This window comes from Sunxiuqinia sp. (assembly GCF_055140945.1).
Genome location: NZ_JBSQYS010000025.1, coordinates 1 through 24,965 on the forward strand (window position 1 = coordinate 1; position 24,965 = coordinate 24,965).

Below are 24,965 nucleotides of genomic sequence, written 5' to 3' on the forward strand. Positions count from 1 at the left end.
TGAAGAATGAAGATTAAATTTTTTGTATAATTGCAGCATCTCCCAAAGTGGCACGGTTTAAACCGAAAAGTGTGGCACGGTCAGACCGAAATCGCCAGGTTAAAAGCGCATATCACACTATACGATTTAAATGGGGCAATATGCAGCTTTTTCGACATTACTAACGATCACTTAGAAATCGCCAATAAACTAGATTCTAATGGCGTGTATGTCGTTAAAATATCAGTAGGAGAACTTACTGAAAGTAGTAAATTTATTAAATTATAAATATGAAATTCATCAAAACTATAACGATTATATTCTTTATAATCCAGTCGACCTATTTATTTGCTCAGGATGTTGCATATTATATACAAATTGAAGATCCTGACATTGTACCAGAAATAACAAAAGATAAAGATTCTGATATTCTTAAAGTTAAAGCCAAGGACAATGATTTAAACCTGCTTTACAGCAAGTATTCAATCAAGAAATTTAAAAAGGCCTTTCCTAAAGCTGTAACTCCAAGTTTAGAAAACGTTTACTTTATTAAGTGGATATGCTTCGGTGAATGCAGCTGCGGAATCAGCTACAACCTATTTACAAAACTTGACTCTAACTGGTAATCAGGATATCGAAGATAATTATGCAATCCGAGTCGTCGATAACGTCACCGTAGCTTCAGGAGCTTCGATCAACATGATTACCCGCAAGGAAGTAACTATTGATAAAAACTTCGAAGTAATTTCCGGCGCAGAATTAACGATTGATGTTGATGTCAATAATACAATAAGCTGTAACTAAAATTTATTTACAATAGATCCAAAGGATGTCATTTCTCAGATGACATCCCTTTTCTTTTTTAAAAATCCTGCTCTATATGCGATAAAATCACGTTTACTGGATATTTTTCTGTTAAATATTTGGCCACTTGCTCGGCTGAATACACCGAACGATGTTGCCCGCCGGTGCAACCAAAACTTACGCTTAGGTGCGAAAATCCACGCTCTAAATACATACTTACGGATTGATCAACCAGGGCACATACATGCGAGAGAAATTCATCAATTTCAGAATTGGCTTTTAAAAAGTCAATCACCGGCTGATCTTTACCGTTCAGTTGTTTATACTCTTCGTAGCGCCCCGGGTTGTGAATCGCCCGACAATCAAAGATGAATCCACCACCATTTCCCGAAGGATCTTGTGGCAAACCTTTTTTGTATGAAAAGCTGGTAACACGAACGGTTAACTTTCCTTTCTTAGTTCCAATTTTCTTTAAAAATTCAGATTGATTTAGGGCTTCTAAAACCTTAACCAGCTCCGGCAATTCAATCGGAATATTGTTGTTATTCAGCAAATAGCTCAGGTTTTCCAAGGCAAACGGAATACTTTTCAGAAAGTGTTCTTTCTTTTCATAAAAACCACGAAAGCCGTAAGCACCCATTGCTTGCATAATCCGGATCAATACATAGCCCGTAAAATAAGCTTTAAACTCATCCCGATCGATCAGAATGTACTTCTCCAACTCGTCCAGATAAAACTCCAGCAAATCATTACGAACCGCCTGTGGAATATCCGCTTTGGCATCGTAGAGCAAGGAGGCTAAATCGTATTGCAATGCTCCTTTCCTACCCCCTTGGTAGTCGATAAAAGCTACTTTGCTATCGTGAAGCATAATGTTGCGCGACTGGAAATCACGGAACATAAAGAAGTCGCTGTCAGCCGCCAACAGGTAATCGCTGAACTTTTGAAAATCGTCTTCCAACGCCTGCTCATCAAAAGGTATTTTTGCCAACTTCAGAAAATAGTATTTGAAATAGTTCAAGTCCCACATCATCGACTGTTTATCGAACGCTGCCCGCGGATAGCAGAAATCGTAATTGATTCCCTTACCGGCTTTAATTTGCAGCTTTGGGAGCTCAATGAGCACTTTCTGATACACTTGGATTATTTTCTCCGAGAAGCCTTCCAACTCTCGTGTCCGGCTCAAATAATCAAACAAGGTGAGATTTCCCAGGTCTTCTTGTATATAGCACGTTTTCTCCTTGTTGACAGTATAAATCTCAGGAACTGCAACTCCTTGAGTGAAAAAATGATCGGAGAATTCCAGAAAAGCGATATTCTCTCTCACATCCTGATTCCACGAACCAATCGCCTGATGATTCGCACTTTTAATTCGGCAATACTCACGATATGAGCCGGATTGAGGCAAGACTTCAAAAGCAGTCATTTCTTCCTGAAAGTGACTTTCATATAGTCGGATAATTTCTTCTTTTATTTTTAAATCCAAAGCATTCTCTTTTTTCTGATATGAAACAAAGATAACAGAAAAATAGCGCTTGTCAGGATAAAATAGTTCGCCCGTTTTTGATTGAAACTTGTCTTTTTCGTACTTTGCTGTCTCTTAACAAATTCAAGTTTGAAGTGGGCTCTAAAATCCTCAAGTTTTTAAAAAGATTCGTGTTTGCTGCCGGCATCCTTTTCCTGATTTTGCTGGGACTTAGTTTTACTACTTCGCCTTATTACGCCTACCACTGGTTGGGGACAAGTTTAGCTGAAGTGAATGAAAAGCCTGAGTACATTATTATGCTGGGAGGAGGAGGCATGCCAAGTCAATCGAACCTGATGCGAGCTTGGTTTGTGGTCGATGCCGCCCATCAATTTCCGACAAGCAAAGTCATTATTTCAATCCCCGGGAACCTGAATGATTCGCTCTCAACCCCCAAGAGAGTAGCCACAGATTTAATCAAAAGAGGTATTTCAAAAGATCGGATCTTATTTGAGCAACATGGAACAAATACACGCTGGCAAGCATTGAATCTAAGACTTTTCCATGGCCGATTACTGACGCAAAAGTCGCTTTTAATCGTTACCTCACCCGAACACACGAGACGTTCTGTCTTGTGCTTTCAGAAAGCTGGTTTTACGAAAGTAAATGCCTTGCCTGCATTCGAGAACACGTTGGAAGCTGATCTTAGTTTTGACGATGACAAGCTAGGTGGAAATCAGCTACCAATACCAAACATTGGAAAAAGCAAATCCTTTCGCTACCAGTTTTGGACCCACCTGAAATATGAGATTCTGATTGCCCGAGAACTGGCAGCCTTAAGCTATTACAAATTAAGAGGCTGGATTTAAAATTCAGCCTCTGCATCCCGACCTTCCAGCCAAGCAATCATATTAATCACCAAGTAATTCCAATTTTGAAACCCTTTATTCAGAAGAGGCTCTCCAGTTTCTGGTTCATAGTACTCATGAAGCGCTCCATTTTCGTCAAAATCGCGACCAAATAAATTAATGGTTTTCAGCGCCAGCTCTTTGGCTTCTTTGTCGTAGCCATATCGCTCCAACCCTTTAAATACCATATAGTTTGAAATACCCCAAATTGGGCCACGCCAGTTCGAAGGATTCGCACTAGCTCGCAGACTGTACATCTTTTCCATGCGGGAAAGTGTACGAACACCCGACGGTGAATTAAAAGTTTTTGGATCGAGGAAATGCTCCTTGACCATTCTTTCGGCCTGCTCGTCGGTTGCAATACCAGCCCACATGGGTAAAAAACCCGACCACACCTCTATCCGCTGAATCAAGCAGTCGTAATCACGCGGATATCCAGCGTGAATAACAAACTCCTTGCCTAACGATTTATCTGTCGTTACAGTTTTTGGGCGAAGATTCAAATCCACGCTATAATAAAAACCATCCCTTTCATCCCACATATGATCCTGAACAGCCTGCTTAAGTTTTTTGGCATCCTCAGCAAATTCTTCTCCAACTTGTGGAATACCTAAACAGCCTGCAATGTAATCCATCGCCAACAATTCGCGATACATCAAACAATTCAAATAAATCGAAGCAGAACTCCCATTCGGACGGAAAAAAGTACACGGATCATTATCAACACCAATCGCTACATCGGTTTGCCAGTAAAACAATCCGGTTGCTTCATCGCGATGATGAGCCTTGTAGTTATTTACAAAAGCCTGCAAATAATAAAAATGCTCCTTCAACCATTCAGCATTGCCATTTTGCAACTTACATAAAAATGCAGCGTGCTGAGCTAGCACTGGTTTATGCATATTCATTTTGTAAATCTGTTCCGAATCAATATCTCTCGGGTTCGAATCTTCCCAAATTACAATCGGAATATATCCATCCCAATCTCCATAACTTAAAAAATTAAGAACACAGCCCTGTTCATACTTCAAGGCTTCCTTTGAGTCGTCCGATGATCCGACATCTGTTAAGATCTGGCGCAAAGCAACATTGCTCAGCCAGGAATCCCAGTCCCACAATACATTCGCATACTGCTTACTTCCGGGAGTTAAAAACGGGTATTTTAATGCTCCACTCCCTTCGCGAAACATCTTTTTGTAATCCTTGTAAACATTTGACTTGATTAACGATATGTATTTTTCGGATGAAGCTGATTGAACTTGTCCAAAAACTGGAGGGCAATGAAATGCAATGGAGAATAAAATAATTCCGAACAATGTACGAAGGCAGGCTGATCTATTCACTTTAAAGTTGTTTAGTTAGTTTGCGTTATAGTCTTAGTCTCACTAATAGTCTTAGTCTCACTAAAAATAGCAATCGTTATTGGAAAATAAAATTTGCCGGAAAGAAAAAGACTGCCAATCTGTTACTATTAACAAACCAGCAGTCTTCAATCTAACTTAACTAAAACGCTTATTATGAAAAAATATTAGTAACCATCATTTTGACTAATCACGTCAGGGTTTTGTGTAATCACCTCGAGAGGAATAGGCAGCCACAGTTGATTCTCATTAATTGTGATCCCTTTCCCACTATTTTTCAATACTTCAATGGCACGTCCTGTACGTTTCAGATCAAACCAACGATGAAACTCCAGTGCGAGCTCAACCCGGCGTTCATGTTCAAGCGCCAAAGGAACGGTATTATACTCCGATGGAAATCCAGCGGTACCATAGGCCGGTAGACCAACCCGAGCTCTAACCTCATTCATATATTTAACGTCTCCGGTCGCTTCGGTAAGCATAAGTAAAACATCGGCATATCTCAAAACAATAAAGTTATTATCAGATGTTTCTCTTAATCCATCAACATCAGCATTTTCATCTTTCCATTTAATAGGGTATTTCACGTCTACTTCTACACCATTTGCAGTTGTGTAACCATCCTGAATAGAGAGATCTCGCCTGGGATCGCCATCTTCGTAGGCATTCCACAAATCCATGGTAACCTGATTCATGCCGGCTCCCCATGCCGTAACAATGCGGTTGTCGAGTGGAGAGAACATCGCCCAATACCTACTGTAAGGATTTGAAATACCACCTTCATATTGAATTTCAAAGATGGACGAAGCATTGTTCTTTTCGTTTAAATCCCACAAATCAGCATATGGAACCAGTGAAAACTTTCCGTACACTTTCATCAAAGCTTCTGTTGCCTTTGGCTTATCGCCCATGGTAAGATAAACTTTACCCATAAGCGTATTCACAGCATCGCTAGTTGCGGCACCAACGAAGCGTTCGTTTGCTTTTGCCGGCAAATTAGCTACCGCTGAAGTCAGGTCTGCTATAATCTGATCATACACAACTGATTCTGGTGTGCGAGCTTGCTCATAAGCTTCATCAATGCCTAACGGACTGGTTACCAATGGAATGTCACCCCATGCACGAACCATATCAAAATAATACAAAGCTCTCAAAAATTTAGCTTCCGCTATTAAAGCATCGCGGCTTGCAAATTCCAGATTTTCAGCACTAGCAATAATATTATTAATATCATATAATGCCTCGTAGTAGCTATTCCAATAGCCCAATACCAATTCATTATCATCGCTCATGGTATGATTTTCAAAACCTTCATAGTCTTGAATTCTTCCGGCTGCATTATCACTATATACATTATCCGACATTAACTCGCCATAAAACGACGGTAAACTTTCAGGTCCATACAACGTGTATAATGAACCGTACGCAGCCCATAGAGCCGTTTCTATATCTTCCTGCGATTGATAAAAATCCGCTTCATTAGGATTTGAAATAGGTGTTCGATCAAGAAATTCTTCCCCACAACCAGAGAGAATTATGCAGCTTAAAAACAGGATATATAATATTTTTTTCATTTTCCTTAGTTTTAATAGTTATATCTGGTTTTTTAAAATGTAATATTAACTCCGGCTGTAGCTGTAAACGGATTTGGATAGGCGCCATAATCAAAGCCTACTAAAACGCCGGTTTGATAGGTACTTCCTTCCGGGTCATATCCTAAGTAGTCAGAGAATACATATACATTTTCCATATTCACATAGAATTTTACTCCGCCTACGTTTAGCTTCTGAGCCATTCGTTGTGGTAAGTTATAGCCAATTCGAATGTTTTGAATACGAACGAACGATCCGTCTTCAACCCAATAGCTGGAGCCAAAGTCACGAACAGTAGTCGGTAGCATACGAGGTTTAGGTATTTCACCATTACCCGGATTCGATTCTGACCGCCAGAAGTTTGAAACAACTTCATACATGTTTCGGTTACCACCTCCAACTCCTGATTTTAGATAGCGGGCATTATGGTTAAGCACTTCAGCTCCATGCGAACCTCTAAGCATTACTGACAATTCAATTCCTTCATAAGACCAGGTATTGGTCATACCCCATTGAAATGTTGGCTGATAATTTCCCAGGAATGTCCGGTCTTCAGAATCAATTTTACCATCATCATTAACGTCTTTCACTCTGGGATCACCGGGTTCACTGCCAGGCCAAACCGGGTATTCATTACTGTTCAATTCTGCCTGCGACATAATTACGCCATCGATTACATAACCATAGTACATGCCAATTGGCTTACCAACAACAGTACGCGATGTCATACTACTTACATTAATATCAATCGGAGCATCATTTTCGCCCAACTTTAGCACTTTATTGCGATTTGCAAAAATGTTAAAATCAGTCATCCACTTAAATTTACGATCGATATTTCGAGTATTGATATTCACTTCGAAACCTTTATTTTCCAGTTCACCAACATTCGTTAAGGTTGAAGAGAATCCGGTAAGGATTGGGATTGGAACATCAAGCAACAGGTCGCGTGTTTTAGAATAATAGATATCACCAGAAAAATTTACCCGTTGATTGAGGATGCTCATATCAACACCGAAGTTTATTTGGCCTGTCTTTTCCCACTTTAAATTTTTATCTGCAAAAGTTTCGGTGCTAATGCCTTGCTCTACATTATCGCCAGCAACATAAGGCGAGTAACCTAAAATACCAATAGCTCCGTAGTTCGGGATTTGGTTGTTACCAGTCGCGCCATAACTTAAGCGAACTTTTAGATTATCCAACCAAGATGTCGATTGTAAAAATGCTTCTTCTGACATACGCCAAGCGACCGATCCGGAAGGGAAATATCCCCAAAGATTATTGGAACCAAATCGAGATGAACCATCAGCACGAACAGCTGCTGTAACAAGGTACTTCCCTTTATAGGAATAATTGGTACGCGCCAAATAGGAAATCAATGACCAGTCCTGAGCTGAAGTACTCCCGCTATTAACCACCCCTGCATTCAGGGTGTGAACCAAGTCATTCGGGAAACTACTAGCTCGCATATTGCTATAGTCAGTACGTTGCTCCTGAATACTATAACCTGCCAAGACACTTAAATCATGAACTTCATTAAAAGTTTTGTTATAATTTAACGTATTTTCCCACACCCAGTTATAGGATTGAAGTGTAATAAAATCGGCCGTTGCCGGAACCCATCCTGAATATCCCCAGTTCTGACCTTCATTCCAATAGAAATTGTAAAACGTATTTTCTACATTGGTACTCATTGAAGTTTTGAACGTTAAATCTTTTAAGACATCATATTCAAAATATGAGCTTGCAGTTACAACATTCATGACCTTCTTTTTATCAGCTTCACGAGTTAAAGAATAAGGATGCCACAGCTGAAGACCATATTTTACAAAAGTATTCCAGATTGACTCGGGATCTTTGAATCCAAGACTTCCTGTTTCTACATAAAGGGGGAAAATCGGGTTGCTTTGCAATCCTCCCAAACTTGTTACATCCGATTTTCCAGATGTTCCGTAAGGAGCTTCCTGTGCTCTGCTAAGTCCTATATTAAGACCTATGCGAGATTTATCATTAAACTTATGCCTCACATTCGATCGAAGGTTTATGCGACTGTATGTGTTTTGATCAACAACTCCTTCAGAATCCAGGAAACCTGCGGATACCATGAATTGTGTCTTCTCATTACCCCCTGAAGCTGATAATTGAATATTGTGCGACTGTGCAGTTCTGAAAAGAACATCTTGCCAATCGGTACCATTACCAATACGATTAAGCCACTCAGGATCAGAAAATTCAACAGGAACAGTTACGTTGTTACCTCTGGTTGCATTCGGATCATTAGCAACAATTGTTGCCCACGAGTTATTTCTGGCGGCTGTCTGAAATTCGATAAATTGTTTGGCATCCATCATCTCGGTCTTGCGATTGACTCTTGAAATACCAAACTCATAATTTGCTTCAATTTTAGTTTCTCCGGCTTTACCTTGCTTGGTCGTAATCAGCACAACACCATTTGCTCCACGAGAACCATAAATAGCTGCAGAAGAAGCATCTTTCAATATTTCAATAGATTCGATGTCGTTCGGGTTAATATAATTCAGTGGATTTCGGTTAAAATCCATATTACTTCCAGAACTCGCTCCTGTTGAAGTTGAATTAGAGGTATTATCTTCCAGAGGTATTCCATCGACAACATACAAAGGCGTAGTACCTGCATTTATTGATGAAGCACCGCGAACTTTAACCGTTGGTGCAATCCCGGGAGCTCCCTGTGTTTGCGTAATCTGAACACCCGAAACCTGACCAGATAATGCTTGCATAGCATTGCTGTATGGGCGTTCTTCCAGCTTATCAGCTCCCACGGAAACAACTGAGCCTGTGAGGTCTCGTTTGCGTACCGTTCCATACCCAATAGCTACAACTTCATCCAGTCCAATGGCATCTTCAACCATGGTAACATCAATTGCAGACCGACCTTCAACTTGGATTTCCTGAGTTTTTAATCCAACAAAAGAGAAAACTAAAGTCGAGTTTGTTGGCACTTCCGAAATTTGGTACTCTCCATCAAGATTAGTAATTGTTCCAACTGTTGAGCCTTTAATAACTACCGTAACTCCCGGCAGTGGCAGATCATTTGAATCAGTCACCTTACCGGTAATTGTTTTTTGTTGCTGCCTCAAAAATTCATCTTTTTCGGTGAGCACAATTTGTCGATTGAATATTTCGAACTCAATAGCTGTGGTTTCGAGCAAGCTATTGAGAAGCTCCTCAATGCGGCGATCCTTTACATTGACTGTTACAACCTGATCAACATCGACATAATCCTGGTTGTACAGAAAGTAATACTCACTTTGATTTTCGATTTCGTTTAAGATACTTTCCAGTCGTGTACTTTCAAAGTTCATCGAAAACTTGGTTTGTTGGGAATAAGTGTCCAGTGCAAAAACCTGGATTATTCCGAGAAAATAGAGAATTAAACTGCATTTCATCATTTGCAAACCTTTTTTCAGAGCATGCCTGGGCAATACCCATCGTTCTGGATTTTTTTTCATAAATTTACGTTTGTGATGTTAATAAAATGTTCAGCGCATTTTCATGCATTACTTTATCAGGGGAGTGTTGCGAGCACTTTCCTGATTTTTAATTTAGTCTTGTTTTTCGAGTTTGATTATTACTATTTTGGGTTCGTATTCATCACTGGTATTTATCTTTCGTTCTTTTATTTCGTAACTAATTGGAGCAGTCAATGCAATTAATCTTAGCACTTCTTCCAAAGGCTCATCATGAAATGTTGCCCGGTATTTAAAATCTTCAACTTCGGGATCTTCAATCTGAAATTGGACGTTGTACCATCTACCAAGCCGCTGCATTACTTTGCCTAAGGGTTCTTTTCTAAATACCAGGTACCCATCTTTCCATGAGGTTAAATATCTAGCGTCAACCTTTCTTATTTTTCCTGTGCGAGCTACTTTATCAAATACAAAGCTTTCATCTTTGGTAAGTACCTCCGAAAATGAATTTTGGGCGCCCGTTAATTGAACCTTTCCTTCTTCCAAAATTACATCGATCGTATTTTCGTCCTCAGCAGAAACAACACTAAACTTTGTTCCCAGCACTTTTACATCCATAAAATCAGTATGAACAACAAATGGTGAAGCAGAGTCGTGAACAACATCAAAGTAGGCTTCTCCTTCGATTTCCAACTTTCTGTCATGTTTAAAATCAGCCAGATATTTTAATTGAGAACCACTATTTAAGGTTACTTCAGTACCGTCAGGTAAGTTTAACAATGTTCGGGCTCCGTAAGGTGCATTTACTTCAACCCAACTTGGCTCCAGTTCTTCTACTGATTTTTGTTGGAAGGTGACAATAGAGGAATAAATGAGCAACGGAATTAGTAAAACCGCAGCCACCCGTAAATAAACATGGAAAAAACGATCTTTGAAGTTTACCGCTTTTTTATCGGAATTTATTTTGCTCTCAACATTCAGATACACCGATGAAAGATCTTTTTGAAGATCGGTGGGCTGAAGATTAAACTCTTCCCACTCTTCGCGCATGTTCGATTGTAAATTTTCATGATTTTCGCTATCCTGAAACCACGAAGCGAGTTTTTTCAAATCACGAAATGAGTATCGTCCACTTTTATATTTTTTGATGACACCGCTGTCTACTTTTTCTTTCATGCGGAAATTTTATTGTGTTTTACCAGTTATATCCCGCAGTAAGAAATAGTCCTATTGAAAAATGAGTCTTTCTTATGAAATAAATAAAAAATAGAAAAGTATAGTGGAGAAATCCTCTTCAGCAAAAGACTTTTTCAGTGAATTCATCCCAGCAGTTATTTGATTTTTAACGGTCTTAGGAGAAATACCCATTTCTTGGGCAATTTCGCTAATTGACTTCCCTTCTTTTTTTCGACGAAGAAATATGATCTTTCGCTTCGGAGGAAATTGATCTATTAAATGATCTAATTTTTCAATTAGCTTTTCAAATTCCGTTCGGGTTTCCAAGTCAGGCGAACTCCGAATTAACCATTCAAACAGCTCGTGCTTGTACTTTTCCTCACGCATCTTTTTATTAAAATGCTTTTTTATGGCATTAAAAGCAATCGTAAACAGGTATGATTTAAAGGATTTATCACTTTTTAAATTTCCTCTATTCTCCCATATTTTTATGAATACCTCCTGTACAATCTCTTCTGATTCAAAATCTGATTTAAGGTAGGATCGTGAAAAATGAAACAGCTTTTGGCTATACCGATCAAACAGTTTTTTAAATGCATCTTGTGAGTTACTTCTTAAAGAAATAACCAATTCTTCTTCGGAAAGAGACTCCAAACGCTTCATTTTTTAAAAGTAGAAAAAAATAAACGACAACAAATAAAATGATTTCGGTTTTCGTAGAATAGATATCTCCGAAGTTGCGGGTGCTAAAATGACAGAGCTATAAAAAAGCTTGCTGATAATTGAATACCAACAAGCTTATAATGATCGGTTTGTAAAATTCCCTAAAGTGGAAATTTTTCAATCTTCTCACCCCGCTCCTGAAGGGTAAATCCTGAAGAATCAACGGAGATTAACTAGTTCGCTAACTTAACCAAAATGCTTTCGTGTGCAGCTAATTCCCGGACAAATGATCCTTCTATCGAATCTAGTTTTTCACCAGTCCATAGGTTGGTTACTTCCTGACTTCCGGATAAACCGAGCTCATCAAAAGGTACTGACACTTCAGCCGTTGATTCGCTATCGGAAATATTGAACAGAGCCAGGTAAACTTCTCCAGTCGTTGGATTGTGCGATGTAATGGCGACTTTTCCATCTTCTTGAAAAATCTGTCGTACATCGGTTCCTTTGCGATGCATTTTCAATACTTCTTCGTTTGTTAACAGCGAAAGGGTAAAATCATCGTTGCTTGGTAGGTCACCTCCAAACATCAATGGAGATTTGAAAATCGTAAACAAAGTCATCAAGGTATATTGCTCATCCTTTGTCAGTCGGGTCATGCGGTCTTCTCCACGCTCTCCACGAATAGAGATTCGCCCCAATGGAATCATATCGCAATCGGGCCAGGTACCTGGAGCGATGTATGAATACCACTTCTGGCACACATCCATCAGGTGCGTGATGTGTGGCCAGGTATCCCAAACATCGTCAACCATGCGCCACATATTGGCATGCTCTTTTACATGATCGGCTGCTTCAATGGGAGTTTCTCCGGGCGAAGTACTCAAAACAATTGGACGACCACATTGATCAATGGCATTGCGGATTAGCTCAACTTCTCCCTGATGATATGGACGTGAAAGATCATCGACTTTTACAAAATCGACTCCCCAATCAGCATACATATCAAAAATAGAATTGTAATATTCCTGAGCTCCGGGCTTATCAGCCACAATGGTGTAGTTATCTCTCAACCATGGGCATTGCAACTCAGTTGAGTAAATCTGATCAGCGGTAATTCCATCTGTTCCCTTAATAGGCAACTTATTCTCAACGGCCACTTTAGGGATTCCGCGCATGATGTGAATGCCAAACTTTAAATCTTTATTATGAACATAGTTAGCCAATTCTTTAAACCCTTTGCCATCAGCAGCCGATGGGAAACGGTTGACGGCAGGCAGGTAACGACCATATTCGTCGATGACATAACGCGGATCGGTTTGGTTGTATCCGCCGGCTTTGTCGTTCTCAACAAACCAACGAATGTCCACCACAATGTATTCCCATCCGTATTCCTTCAGGTTCTCAGCCATGTAATCGGCATTGGCTTTCACCTCTGGTTCTTCAACAGTAGGGCCATAACAATCCCAGCTGTTCCAGCCCATTGGTGGGGTTTTCGCCCACGTTTTAAACTCTCCTTGCCTGAATGGTCCACTATTGGTTTTGCTTTCGTTTTTGCAGGACAAAAAAGATATTGTTAAAAAACTCAATAGTAAAAGACTTATTGATCTCATGCTAGATAAATTTAATAATAATTGGTAGTTGTTATCGATTAAACAAATGTACTAAATACTTTTATTAAGGTAATCCAGTTGGCTCTATAAGACAAAAAAATGGTGCGGAGCACAAAGAACCCTGAAAGCAAACCAGAGCTATCCAGTTCGGCATTAATGGAAACTGGGTTCGCTATTCATGTGGTTTTTGATAGACCAGAACACGATCCCTGCAACTCATATCGATAAAAAAATGATCGGCAGGAGCTCCGTTCAGAAAATGTTCAAAACACAACTGAATTGTCAATCTGGAATTTTATTCTAATACCCCGGATTTTGCCACATGACAGATTCATCATTGTACCGAAGGATCTCTTCATAGGGAATCGGGAGTAAAACCTGATAATCTTCCATAGAATAAATACCTCCTCCTTCTGAAGGAAAAGACAGTAGACGATTCATCATTTCTTTAGCGATTCCCCAGCGTACCATATCGCTCCATCGAAGTCCTTCAAAAGCAAATTCAAGCCTTCTTTCATTAATAACAGCCTGCTGAAACGATTCTTGGTCGGGAAGATCGTTTGAGCTCAAAGCCTCAAGACCCGCACGAGTACGAACTTCATTCAATATTTCAAAAGCTTCGCCGTTTGTTATATAATTCTCGTGGTTTAAAACTTCTGCATACATCATTTTCACATCAGTGTACCTCAAAATTGGTAAATTGATTGCCCAGTCTGTTTTGTCTTTCGGCTTATAATTATCGTAATGAGTGAATTTTATGATAAACTTACTTGTTTTATCAACAATACCTGTAGAGCTCTCCCACCCCTTTAATATCGAAATAACCCTGCGAATGTCGCCTGCTTCATAGGCATTATAAAGACTATCTGTTACCAACATTGCGCCGGAGTATCCAGAGAATGGCATTATGGTATCATTATTAAATTCCTCTGGCAAACAGCTGGTTGAAAACCCCTGCCCTTCTCCAAGTTGACCTCCGGTAAATTGTACTTCCCACACACGTTCTCTACCGTTGCCTTTTGAATCTGTGAAACAATCGACATAATTTGGCTCCATGGCATATAACCCAGACGAAAGAATATCATTCAGCAACGGTTTTGCCCGAGCATGTTTGTTTTGAAACAAATATAAACGTGCCAGCATACCTTCGGCTGCATATTTTGTCGCTCTACCCATATTTTCGTTATTCCATGAATCGGGTAATAATTCAATTGCTTTTTTGTAATCGTTTGCTGCAAATGCAAAAGTTTCTTCCGTCGTTGAGCGAGCAATTTCCTTTACTTCTTCTTCTGATCTCGTTTTATCAATTAAGGGCATACCTCCATATTGACAGGCAAGGCTCCAATACGCATATGCCCGATATATATATGCTTCACCCTTTATATACTCCTTCATATCTAAATCGCGAAACTCCGCCTCATCTATTTTTTCAAAGATGAGATTGGTTCGGTTAATAATTTGCCAAAATCTTTGCCACGCCTCATATGACCATGGATTAGTCGCATCATCAGTAAATATATCAATCCCATACAAATACAATTGATTTGTTCTTGTATCGTCACTTCTACCAATAGTACCTCTGTACCAACTATGGAAAGGTTGAAACAATTCCTGTTGCTTTGAATAAATACCAGCAATCGCTTGTTCAAAATCATCCTGGTTTTTATATGCTAATTCAGTGCTATATTCAGATTCTGGTGTTAACGTTAGAAAGTCATCACATCCAACTACGATCAAACTAATTATAAAAAATGCTAGTCCAGGAAATTTTTTCTTCATCAGATCATTTTTAAAAAGTTATTTTCACCCCTAACGTATATTTCCGAGCCAGAGGATATGTCGCATAATCAACACCAGCCTGTGTTGTTTCATTGCCAATACTATTCGACTCTGGTGTATAGCCAGGATATTGGTCTATTGTGAGTAGATTTTCCATTGACAAGTAAATTTTAGCTGACTTTAGAACAATGCGGTTAAAAATTCTTTTGGGAAATCGATAGGATACGGTTATATTCTTCACCCTGAAGAAAGAGGCATTGTATATTCTTAGATCATCATTATTGGAAAAAACCCCAAAAGGATTGGGAGTTTTACCATCCCATAACATATCTACATTGCCAATTTCTGGTATTGGATTCTCATTGGAACCGTAAGTTTGTTCATAATCTGGCTTCCAGGCATGTATCCATCGTGAAAACTGATTTTTATCTACTCCACCATAGTCAAGGTGTCTTTGTCCTAAAAATAAAACATCGCCACCAATCTGGCCTTGAAACAACATGTTAAATTCAAAATTCTTCCACTGAACATAGTTTGAAAAACCATAAATCAAATCGGGAATATTACTACCATACGGCACATAGTCCATAGACGAAATTATCTTATCGCCATTTTGGTCAATATATTTTACATTTCCAGGTTCTTGCCCAGATAAGATTGGTACCAATGCACTATTGTCACTATCAAAATCATCACTTTTCAGTAATCCATCCGTTCTCAATACATAAAATTGAGACACGGGCCCTCCGACTCTAGTAATAAATTGTGCATCAAACAAACTACTTGTAAATTGGTTAATGCTCCCCATGTCAATCACTTTGTTTGTTCCCATCGACAAATTGATACCCGCTGTCCATCTTAACTCGCCAGTCGTCAATTGTCCTGTTAAGTCAACTTCCCAACCTTGATTTTGAACCGTGCCAAGATTTGTCGTGAAATTCGAATATCCGGTCGTATTTGGAATAGGAACAGAAAAAAGGAGGTTATCCGTTGTATTCTTGTAATAATCAATATTCAGTTGAATTCTGTTATTAAGACCAGTAAAATCAAGTCCGATATCGGTCGTCTCGGTGGCTTCCCATTTTAGATCACGATTTCCAATATTCTGAGGAGCAAAACCGCTAACGATATCATCTCCCCACGATGTATTTTCTTTTCCCAATATCGACAAATAGGAATAAATACCGATCCGATCATTACCTGCTTTTCCCCACGCTACTCTAAGTTTTAATAAGTCAATCCATTTAATGTATTTCAAAAACAATTCTTCATTCAGTTTCCAACCCGCAGACACTGCAGGGAAAAGCCCCCACTGATTATTTGTTCCAAACCGAGAGGATCCATCATAACGAATACTGGCGTTTAACAAATACTTCTCTTTAAAGTCGTAGGAGAATCTCTCAAAAAAAGAAATCCCATTATTTTGAGTTTTACTCGTGGAAGCTTTAATCGGAATCTTAGCCACATTTAAAGTCATAATTTCTTCATTTGGCCATCCGGTAGCTTCTGCATTAATGAGGAAATATTTATGCTGTTCACAACTCTGTCCCAATAGAATCTTAAAGGAGTGATTTTTATATTTATGATTATAGCTTAAGGTATTTTGCAATGTCCAATCTGTCCAAGATGCTGAGTTGCTATAGCCGATAGAAATATTCCCATTATTATAGGTAACATTGCCTGGTTGAAAAAATTCGTAAACTCTATTTCGCTGGTCATAACTCAACTGTGACTTCAACTTGAGTCCTTTTAAAACTTCAACTTGTCCCCATAGTGATGTGCTTATGGTACTCAGTTTTGTGTTATCTGTCGTTTGCTTTAATTGTTCCAGTGGATTTGGATATACGATTCCCAGCCCCGGAGGATATCCCCAATCTCTAGTAGCAGACTTTAATGGAACAAGAGGTGATTGATTAAGTGCATGATGGATCGCAAGTTCCTTCCCTTCCGAATCTCGACTGTCCTGATCGGAGAACGACGGAGCAATGATCAGCCCAAGAAGAATTCGATCACTAACATTCATTGTTCCGTTAAAACGGAAATTAGTACGCCGATAATAAGTATTGTAAATAATGCCTCCCTGGTCTAAATATCCGCCAGAAATATAAATCTGTCCAAGATCGTTACCGGACGACATAGCTAACTGGTAACTCTGTATAGGTGCTTTACTCGTAATTGCGTCTTGCCAATCGGTCCCCTCATTCGATTGATCCAACCAAAACCCGGGTATCTGAAGCGAAGCCGGTCTACCCGCCATTGGATCCGCCATTGATCCTCCCTGCCTGAGCCATTCCGTATTGCGATGCCAGATACTATACGCTAACCACTGGTCCTTGTTCATGACATCAATCTTTTTACTAGGTTCTTGAACGCCATAAAAAGTCTCGAAACTGAAACTCGGTCTGCCTTCTCCTTTTTGTGTCTCTATCAAAACAACTCCATTAGCCCCCCGAGATCCATAAATAGCAGTGGAAGATGCATCTTTTAAAATTTGGATAGAAGCAATATCATTGGGATTAATATCTTTCATATCAGCTTTAGGAACTCCATCAATAACAAACAAAGGGTCACTGCTTCCGTTAATTGTGTTAATTCCACGAATACGAATTTTTAACTCGGCACCTGGCACACCCGTTGCATTTTGTGCTCGAACCCCAACAAGCTGTCCTGCAAATGCTTCACTTAAGGTTGGGATTGGACGAGCTTTGATGGCATCACGATCAATCTTCGATATCGAGCTGGTTAAATTAAGTCGGGCTACCGAACCGTATCCAATGGCAACAACTTCCTCAATACCAACAGCATCCTCTAACATTGTTACATTGATAATATTCCTTCCATTTACAGGTATATTTAGCTTTTTCATTCCCATAAATGAAAAAACTAAACTCGTCTGTGCTGAAACATTTGATATTACATAGCTTCCATTAATATCAGTTATTGTACCTTTGGTCGTTCCATCAATAACAACTGTAACTCCAGTCAAGGCGGAGCCGGTCTTATCAATAACACGTCCTGAAACATTTACCAATTGTCGATTTGAAATTTTGCCATCGGGCGATAGTACGATCTGCCTACCATCTATTTTGTATGTAATATTATAGCCTTCGAATAAAGTATTTAGCAAATAGATTAAATCAACATTCTTTAAATGAATATCAATCTTTCGATCAAGGTTAATCTTACTTCTACTGTACATAAATAAATAATCCGTTTGATCTTCAACAATGTTAAGGATGTTCTCAATCGATACATTGTTTACATTAACAGATATCCCTCTAGTTTGAGCCAAACTATTGATAGACAATAGTTGGAAAACGATCAAAAAAATGATCAAAACGAATACTCTCATGCACGACCTCTATTTATAAAAATGACAAGCATTTCAAACTGAATTTAACTCCAGTTCATTTTTTTTTAATAAATTTGAGTGGTTTATTTAATAAATCGCACATAAGTCTGTCGTGAATGTTCGAGATTCCGGCAGACTTTTTTTACTTCATGAGAATAACTCCAGACACTTTATTTCCTAATGCTGGAGATGTTTTATATTTGTAGTTTATGGAAAGAGCCTGCGTAATTAACTGAACGCATTGTTCTATCTTTTCATTCTCAAGCGTACATGATAATTGCAAATTTTCCAATTCCGAATCATCAATCTGAATATCAACATTGTACCATCGACTTAGCTTTTTAACAGCTAACTCCAGTGGTTGATTTTTTATGATTAGTTTTCCATCAACCCATGCAGTAGAGAACTGCGGATTAACATCAATTTTTTGAACACTTCCGCTTTCAGTTTTATACTGAACTTGCTCTCCGGGATCTAAACTGATTTTACCTACTTTGCTTTCAAGATGAATCTTGCCTTCCAGTAAGGTCGCTTCAAATAGTTGATCTTCAGAATATGCATTCAAATTGAAATGAGTCCCCGTTACGATGGTCGTCATCATTGGGTTAATCACCTTAAATGTGTGATTTACATCAGCTTTTACTTCAAAATAGGCTTCACCATCAACATAAACTTGACGATCATTCCCTGAAAAATTTTCTGGATATCGGAATGTTGTACCGTCATTTAGCCACACTTTTGTGCCATCAGACAACTCGAGTTGAGTTCTTGTGCCAGGTTTTGTAAAAACCTCTCTCATGGTTACTTCGCGAGAATCTACAGAGTTAGTTTGAACCTTATAAAACAGAATACTTGCGGCAAGTAAAATTGGAATAAACAACACGGCTGCAACCTTTGAAAATTTTTGATAGGCCAATCGAAACATGTTTAGTGAACGTTGCCGGTCTGACTTTGTATCACTTTCAATATTGAAGTTATCGATAACATCAGAATACATTCTTTCAAAATCAGGTTTATCTCCGGTCATTGTTATTTTTGTATTTGACCAAATCTCACCTAAAATCTCCCTAACCTCATTTTCGTTCACCGGATCTGCTAACCACTTCTTTATCTCGTCTGCAGATTCGCCCTTTCCTCTTCCCTCTAAGTATCGTTTAATATCTATACGGCTTACATTCATCTGATTCTTTGCATTTTTGTAATAATACGAAATGAAAGCCAAATTACCCCTATTTCAGTGCAAAAAATTGGGCGGACAAACAAGGAAGTTTCTTTGATCAGCTTCATCACATATTCAAGATTGAGATATCTTAGCAGTTTTCTAGTTGACTTTATACTCATCTATTTTATTTCTAAATAGTGAAATCTGCTTTATCAATAGCCGAGCAACAATTTCAAAAGGTCGGACTTGAGATTCGCTTTTTCGAGCGAGCTCACCTCTAAAATTGAAATCCAAGTCGTCGCTTAAGATATGATTTAGGTTGTTGACAAAGAAATCTCTATTCAATTCAATATCTGAAAGATAAGAACTACTCGCTGTTGTTTTTATAAGTTGGATCGCATTACTGGCAAGTGTTAAAACCTTTTTTAGATCCTCAATCGTACAACAAGCGATTGCTTGTTCAATTTGAATAAGTTCGTCCGAAATTTTCCTGTAATACTTTATCTCCAACATTTTTCCTTTAACAAAATCATCGGGAAAGTTTATCGACTCTAGATCGACATCAACGTCTTCTTTAATTTCAGCGATATCAATTTTTATCAATTGATCTTCCCCTTCAATTTCAATCTCATTTAATTTTGGAACATTGTATATGTGCTTCAAGTGTTGAATGAGTAGGAACTGACTTAGATAACTTCTTCTACTCCAAATCTCCTCAATAGTTAAACCATCATAGACAAAGTCGAAATTCAGCTTACCCATATTTCCTCAATTTAAAGTTCTAAAACATATATCTTCGATGAGAAACAGCATCCGCATTCTGCAAATATCTGATTTCACTATACTTAAAAAGGAGCATTGAACCAGTGCTTATTTAAGGTGTCTCAAATACAACTATTTTGGCATTGAAAAGAGAAAATGCTAGCTTCAGAAGTTAGTGACCTATTGATAAAGCAATGCCACCCAATATGTTGGATGGCATTGCCTACTTAAACAAAACCAACTCTACTAGTCTACTATTATTTTAATAAATCCGCTCTTCCCTTCTGTATTCAATCTTAGCAAGTACATTCCAGTTCCTAAATTTCCTTTATTAATCACAATGGAATTATTGCCTGCACTATATCTACCAAAATCAGTCTTTCTCACAGGTTTGCCGCTTATATCGAAAATATCAACACTTACAACTGAAGCCTGATCCAGTTTAAACTGTAACGTAGTTTGAGTACTAAATGGATTTGGATAATTAACCATATCGATTTGCTTTGAAGCAAGATCTTTTGCAGAAGTAACAACCGATGATTCCCAATTTGGGTCTCCAACAGGCACATTGTCCGTACCTATAAAATCGCCATCGGTTACACTGTATTGACAATTCAAATCATTTAACCAATAGTCGTATGACTTAATATCATAATTTACTTCGGATGTAGTTACCTTTTGCTTATTTCCTCCTTCGGGTGAATAATACCAAGCATAAAACTCAGTCATCGCTTCTGGTATTTCTGGTAAGGTAAAATCTTTTTTCACCCATGCATCGCTTGCACTACTTCCAAGTTTGCTCTTGATATGAGCTGTCAGAATTTGATCAGGACCTTCATCAACTCCTACGGAAGTGTAAAACGTCTGTAATTTTGTTGATACCGTATAGATATTTTTGCTGATAGTATAAGCTGTCGTCTCGTTTGGAATCGATCCAACCCAAACCATCAAAGGATTACCTGAGCCGTCTTTTTCCCCATGGGCATCAAGCTCTGTCAATCGGGTTGCATCACTCTGATCAACTCCTAAGCCCATTGCATCTACAATCAGGTTATTGGTTATTTGTACTTTGTCGCCAACGTTACCTAACTCGATAAAACCATGATAGGCAGCATTGTTAACAATCGTGTTGTGATCGACTAAGACATCTTTTAGTACTCCCGAGCCTCCCCGGTGACGCAAAATACGGTCTACACTATTAACAAAGGTATTGTTAGTCAACTCTAATTTGTTGACCTCACTCGAACGACAGTCAATAACACGACCAGCTCCGAAATCAGAATATGCCATGTTACCCAAATTGTAGAACTTACAATTGTTGATCGTCACTTCATTCGCGGCATTCCAGATACCTACGGCACCTTGTCCTACATTAACAAAAATACAATCTTCATAGGTGACATCTGCACCCTCGGCAAAGGACACTATGGACCACGATACAGGCTTTTGATCTAAATTCGATGGTTGACCATCAACAAAAATACTCTCAAACTCTACATCTCCAAACAAACCAATCATTGTCCACGGAATGTCGCCATTCTGGTCTTGATAGGCTCTGATAATTGGTCGTTTTCCAGTACCCTCTTCGGCTTTAATATGCAGTTTCCAACCATGGTTTTCGAATGGCCCGCTAACCAGGTATTCAGCATCACGCTTCAGTACATAAACCGTAGGAACACGATCTCCATTAGAGGCGGTATCTCCTACAATCAGATTGTTCAAAAAGTCTGTACCAGGATCCAATACCTTTTCAGTTTGGGAAAACGAAGACATCCCCAAGCAAAAAGCAAATAAGTAAAATAAAGTAAATTTTAATTTCATAATATTTAATTTAGATGGAACTCCTGAGGGCAAATGCCCTCAACGCTTCGGGCTTATTGTTCTATTTATAGTCGCCCGAACGACATTATAAAGTAATTCTCACTCCAAGGTCAATGAGCATATCGTATATGGAACTTCCCTGGTCCAGACTTTTATAACTATAAAAAGTTCCTTCATACATATTCGATAGATTGGTTACATTTAGCATTACTTCCATGTTGTATTTTTTAATCTCTTGCTTCAATGCCAAATCCCATTTCGAGTAGCCTTTTTGCATACTATCTTGTAATCCGTTACTGGACACCGAGGTGACATAATCATCCTGAAAATAGACTGACAAGCGTCCAGAAAATCCTCCTTTGTCATATCCTAATGCGATATTTCCAAAATTGCTTGGTTGTCCTTCCAAGGTTTCTTCTGATTCATAAAAGGTAGGAGTATCTACCGGCGGGAATACTGAGTTATCACGCTTAACAGTAAATCTTGGGATTTTAGTTTTTGACTCAATCATGGTGAAGTTGCCTCGTAAAACAAAGTTCCCCAAAAGACCCGGCAAAAATTTCAGATTAGCCTGCAAGTCAAATTCTATCCCTTTCAACTCAGTATCATCAGTGTTCACTGGTTCATTAAGAGTGAACCCGGTATATTTACCATACCCTTGAGGAAGGTCATAATCCAGAGCCATGTCGGTAGAAATTATCCGCACATCGTTTAGCTGGTAAAAATTATTATTCATTTTCTTAATGAATCCTCCAACGGTAAATAGTCCGTACTTTGACTCGTAGAATGATGCTATGACATCATAATTCCAGGCTTCGGTGTTATTTAAAGATGAATTTCCTCTATTGATAACTTGACCAACACGCTCGACAACCAAGGTTGGAAGTCTCATGGTGAAATCGGGGCGTGCCAACGTTTTTGTTGCTGCCAACCTCAAATCGAACCACTCCGCAGGTTTAATTCTTAAGTGAATATCAGGCAGAACAAAAGTTGAACTGTAAGTCGTAATAGTATCTTGTATTTTGCTCGGATCAAAGGTTAAAAAACCTGATACCTCCGGTGCGTATTTTGCAGTATATTCATTGTCTTCCTTTTCAACCCTAACTCCTCCGATTATTCGAACGACCTTACCCAAATTTAACGTAGCCATGGCATATCCAGCCGATATCTTTTCGTTAACCTTATAATTCCCCATAATTCCGGATTGATATGGGGCATATTCCCTTAGGCTTCCGTCTTTGCTGACTCCATTATTATGAGCTGAATACCATTCTCTTGCGAGTTCAGGACTCAACATTGGATTCAAGTCATACTTGCCATCGAATAAACTTCGAGATTCAGGTGTTGGGTTTAAATAATTCAACATGGAGAGATTGGTACCTCCAACCATAATCGGATCAGAAAAAGAAGTGTTGCTATAGTCGGCTGGAACAATACTTCCATCGTCTAAACGTGAGTATGGCCTGGGTTGGTTAACCCAGTATGGAGCCCAATAAACATCGTTTACGTTTGACCTGTTTTTATTTCGGTGTTTTACACCTGCTTTAAAAGTGACATTTACATTATCTGATATTACAAGATCTCGCTCTAAATCAAGATAGGCAATCCAATCCCGATCTTTACTCTTACTTGGTTCAAAATAGGCACGATCCAAATATGCCATCGCAAAATTGTTATAAGCGTAAGGAACTAAAAGATCACCAGGTCCTTTCAGAATATCTGCAGGGATATTTTGCATTCCTGCTCCTGTAGAACCTCCCTCAACAAACAACATTTGATGGTCGTATCCTTTATTTCCGATAGATAAAGCATGAGAGAGCCCCCATTTGATTTTCAATTTTCCAAGATAATTTTCGCCGGACAACGCATTATTTAAAGTTTGAATATCGCGCTCAGAATCTCGGATTTGGTAACTTACAGTACTCTGAACCGCATAATTGCGCGAATAGTAAACTCCGTCTCGATCCGTCCGATTATAAAAATTATTGAATCGAATTGTTCCTTTATCCGGAGTATTGATGTCCAAAAGCAAATTTCCCCCAACTCTTTTTCTGGTCTCATCAGTATAAGAAAGAGTTAGATCAGTAATCTGGTAACTGCTGTCGGGTCTGACATCCCAACCTTGTGCATATTGTTCATTACTCCGAATCTTCTGTTCAGCTGTTAATGAAGCCTGAACCCCAAGTATATCATCGAACAAGCGCATGTTGTATCGCAAACCCAGATTGTACTGAGAAGCACTCTCTTCAAGCGAATTATATCCACCACTAAGATCAATTCGGAGTTTTGAATTAGGCGAGGCCTTTTTTGTAACCAGATTCACAGAACCTGCAATTGCATCTGCATCCATATCAGGAGTTAAGGCCTTGGTAACTTCAATACCTGCCAACGAGTTGACGGAGAATAAACTCAAGTCAACCCCACGACTATCAGAGCCGGTTGATGGAATCGGAACTCCGTTTAGTTGAATCATACTAAATTTCTCATTCAACCCACGCAGTACAATACTCTGCGCTTCTCCTCCCGAGCGTTTTAGCGAAATACCGGGAAGCCTTCCCAAGGCATCACCTGCATTGGCATCGGGCAACTCTTGAATTTGCTCTTCAGACACCGCATTTACAATTCCTGCTGCGTTAAGCTGCGAGCTAATTGCTGCGCTTTGCCCACGCATCATGGCTGTAACAGTAACTTCCTCACCCATTATCGACTCAGCATTAAGGTTAAAATCAAGGGTGTATTTTTCCCCGTCTTTTAAACTTACTTCCACTTCCTTTTTCTCGTACCCCATAAAAGATGCAACCAACGTAAAGGTTCCTGGACTTAGTGGTAATTTATACTCACCGTTTAGATCTGTGATAGTACCGGTAGTCGTACCTTTCAAAATAATATTTGCAAATGGAAGAGGTACATCACCATTTGGATCTTTAACAACACCACTCACCATAGTCTGTGCAGTTGAGCTAAACCCGACAGCAATTAAAAAGACGCAAATCAGAATAATTTTCATTCTTATTTTAGGTAAAAAATTCTCCATAATTAACTTGCATTTGTAATTTCACGATAGATACTTATCTTATTTTTT

General features: G+C 38.9%; 17 protein-coding genes. 4 read left to right on the forward strand and 13 right to left on the reverse strand.

All coding sequences use genetic code 11. The features are described 5' to 3' along the window. Window positions 1–69 precede the first annotated feature (69 nt). The 3 genes from ACTB00_RS12495 to ACTB00_RS12505 are packed head-to-tail and all read left to right on the forward strand — an operon-like array spanning window position 70 to window position 783. Window positions 70–267, forward strand: a complete 198-nt coding sequence (locus ACTB00_RS12495) for a T9SS type A sorting domain-containing protein (protein ID WP_463300294.1) — start codon at window positions 70–72, stop codon at window positions 265–267. Between the two features lie 2 nt (window positions 268–269). Further along, window positions 270–605: a hypothetical protein gene (locus ACTB00_RS12500; protein ID WP_463300252.1), complete on the forward strand. Its 336-nt coding sequence runs from the start codon at window positions 270–272 to the stop codon at window positions 603–605. Further along, window positions 589–783, forward strand: a complete 195-nt coding sequence (locus tag ACTB00_RS12505) for a hypothetical protein (protein WP_463300253.1) — start codon at window positions 589–591, stop codon at window positions 781–783. Before ACTB00_RS12500 ends, ACTB00_RS12505 begins: the two co-directional genes overlap by 17 nt. Window positions 784–841: 58 nt before the next feature. Here ACTB00_RS12505 and ACTB00_RS12510 read toward each other — a convergent pair whose 3' ends face one another. Next, a complete protein-coding gene (locus tag ACTB00_RS12510) occupies window positions 842–2,269 on the reverse strand; it encodes a RapZ C-terminal domain-containing protein (RefSeq protein ID WP_463300254.1) in 1,428 nt (475 codons plus the stop codon). 134 nt (window positions 2,270–2,403) lie between these two features. Between ACTB00_RS12510 and ACTB00_RS12515 the strand changes: the two genes are divergently transcribed. Next, window positions 2,404–3,117: a YdcF family protein gene (locus ACTB00_RS12515; RefSeq protein WP_463300255.1), complete on the forward strand. Its 714-nt coding sequence runs from the start codon at window positions 2,404–2,406 to the stop codon at window positions 3,115–3,117. Here ACTB00_RS12515 and ACTB00_RS12520 read toward each other — a convergent pair. The 12 genes from ACTB00_RS12520 to ACTB00_RS12575 form a co-directional block, all read right to left on the reverse strand. Continuing rightward, window positions 3,114–4,499: an MGH1-like glycoside hydrolase domain-containing protein gene (locus ACTB00_RS12520; protein WP_463300256.1), complete on the reverse strand. Its 1,386-nt coding sequence runs from the start codon at window positions 4,497–4,499 to the stop codon at window positions 3,114–3,116. The two genes, ACTB00_RS12515 and ACTB00_RS12520, sit on opposite strands and share 4 nt — an antisense overlap. Window positions 4,500–4,684: 185 nt before the next feature. After that, the gene (locus ACTB00_RS12525) at window positions 4,685–6,091 is read right to left on the reverse strand and encodes a RagB/SusD family nutrient uptake outer membrane protein (RefSeq protein WP_463300257.1); all 1,407 of its coding nucleotides are present in this window, start codon (window positions 6,089–6,091) and stop codon (window positions 4,685–4,687) included. Between the two features lie 32 nt (window positions 6,092–6,123). After that, window positions 6,124–9,600 (reverse strand): TonB-dependent receptor, encoded by a 3,477-nt coding sequence (locus ACTB00_RS12530; RefSeq protein ID WP_463300258.1) that lies wholly within the window; start codon window positions 9,598–9,600, stop codon window positions 6,124–6,126. A 93-nt stretch (window positions 9,601–9,693) separates the two neighbouring features. Continuing rightward, window positions 9,694–10,734 (reverse strand): FecR family protein, encoded by a 1,041-nt coding sequence (locus tag ACTB00_RS12535; RefSeq protein ID WP_463300259.1) that lies wholly within the window; start codon window positions 10,732–10,734, stop codon window positions 9,694–9,696. 72 nt (window positions 10,735–10,806) lie between these two features. Further along, a complete protein-coding gene (locus tag ACTB00_RS12540; RefSeq protein ID WP_463300260.1) occupies window positions 10,807–11,397 on the reverse strand; it encodes an RNA polymerase sigma factor in 591 nt (196 codons plus the stop codon). A 233-nt stretch (window positions 11,398–11,630) separates the two neighbouring features. After that, window positions 11,631–13,007 carry a glycoside hydrolase family 27 protein gene (locus ACTB00_RS12545; protein ID WP_463300261.1) on the reverse strand — a complete coding sequence of 459 codons (1,377 nt, stop codon included), beginning with the start codon at window positions 13,005–13,007 and terminating at the stop codon, window positions 11,631–11,633. Between the two features lie 300 nt (window positions 13,008–13,307). Further along, window positions 13,308–14,786, reverse strand: a complete 1,479-nt coding sequence (locus ACTB00_RS12550) for a RagB/SusD family nutrient uptake outer membrane protein (protein WP_463300262.1) — start codon at window positions 14,784–14,786, stop codon at window positions 13,308–13,310. Window positions 14,787–14,796: 10 nt separating this feature from the next. Then, window positions 14,797–18,138, reverse strand: coding sequence for a TonB-dependent receptor (locus ACTB00_RS12555; protein ID WP_463300263.1), 3,342 nt, complete (start codon window positions 18,136–18,138; stop codon window positions 14,797–14,799). A gap of 142 nt (window positions 18,139–18,280) precedes the next feature. After that, a complete protein-coding gene (locus ACTB00_RS12560) occupies window positions 18,281–19,318 on the reverse strand; it encodes a FecR family protein (protein WP_463300264.1) in 1,038 nt (345 codons plus the stop codon). 141 nt (window positions 19,319–19,459) lie between these two features. Further along, the gene (locus ACTB00_RS12565; RefSeq protein ID WP_463300265.1) at window positions 19,460–20,062 is read right to left on the reverse strand and encodes a hypothetical protein; all 603 of its coding nucleotides are present in this window, start codon (window positions 20,060–20,062) and stop codon (window positions 19,460–19,462) included. A 246-nt stretch (window positions 20,063–20,308) separates the two neighbouring features. Continuing rightward, the gene (locus ACTB00_RS12570) at window positions 20,309–21,883 is read right to left on the reverse strand and encodes a T9SS type A sorting domain-containing protein (RefSeq protein ID WP_463300266.1); all 1,575 of its coding nucleotides are present in this window, start codon (window positions 21,881–21,883) and stop codon (window positions 20,309–20,311) included. A gap of 85 nt (window positions 21,884–21,968) precedes the next feature. Continuing rightward, window positions 21,969–24,917: a TonB-dependent receptor gene (locus ACTB00_RS12575; protein ID WP_463300267.1), complete on the reverse strand. Its 2,949-nt coding sequence runs from the start codon at window positions 24,915–24,917 to the stop codon at window positions 21,969–21,971. Between the last annotated feature and the right edge of the window lie 48 nt (window positions 24,918–24,965).

Bases quoted from the DNA above. Each gene is read 5' to 3' on its own strand.
- ACTB00_RS12500 (WP_463300252.1), top strand. From the start codon at position 270: ATGAAATTCATCAAAACTATAACGATTATATTCTTTATAATCCAGTCG.
- ACTB00_RS12575 (WP_463300267.1), bottom strand. From the start codon at position 24,917: ATGGAGAATTTTTTACCTAAAATAAGAATGAAAATTATTCTGATTTGC.
- ACTB00_RS12525 (WP_463300257.1), bottom strand. From the start codon at position 6,091: ATGAAAAAAATATTATATATCCTGTTTTTAAGCTGCATAATTCTCTCT.
- ACTB00_RS12565 (WP_463300265.1), bottom strand. From the start codon at position 20,062: ATGGGTAAGCTGAATTTCGACTTTGTCTATGATGGTTTAACTATTGAG.
- ACTB00_RS12570 (WP_463300266.1), bottom strand. From the start codon at position 21,883: ATGAAATTAAAATTTACTTTATTTTACTTATTTGCTTTTTGCTTGGGG.
- ACTB00_RS12560 (WP_463300264.1), bottom strand. From the start codon at position 19,318: ATGAATGTAAGCCGTATAGATATTAAACGATACTTAGAGGGAAGAGGA.
- ACTB00_RS12555 (WP_463300263.1), bottom strand. From the start codon at position 18,138: ATGAGAGTATTCGTTTTGATCATTTTTTTGATCGTTTTCCAACTATTG.
- ACTB00_RS12530 (WP_463300258.1), bottom strand. From the start codon at position 9,600: ATGAAAAAAAATCCAGAACGATGGGTATTGCCCAGGCATGCTCTGAAA.
- ACTB00_RS12550 (WP_463300262.1), bottom strand. From the start codon at position 14,786: ATGAAGAAAAAATTTCCTGGACTAGCATTTTTTATAATTAGTTTGATC.
- ACTB00_RS12540 (WP_463300260.1), bottom strand. From the start codon at position 11,397: ATGAAGCGTTTGGAGTCTCTTTCCGAAGAAGAATTGGTTATTTCTTTA.
- ACTB00_RS12545 (WP_463300261.1), bottom strand. From the start codon at position 13,007: ATGAGATCAATAAGTCTTTTACTATTGAGTTTTTTAACAATATCTTTT.
- ACTB00_RS12535 (WP_463300259.1), bottom strand. From the start codon at position 10,734: ATGAAAGAAAAAGTAGACAGCGGTGTCATCAAAAAATATAAAAGTGGA.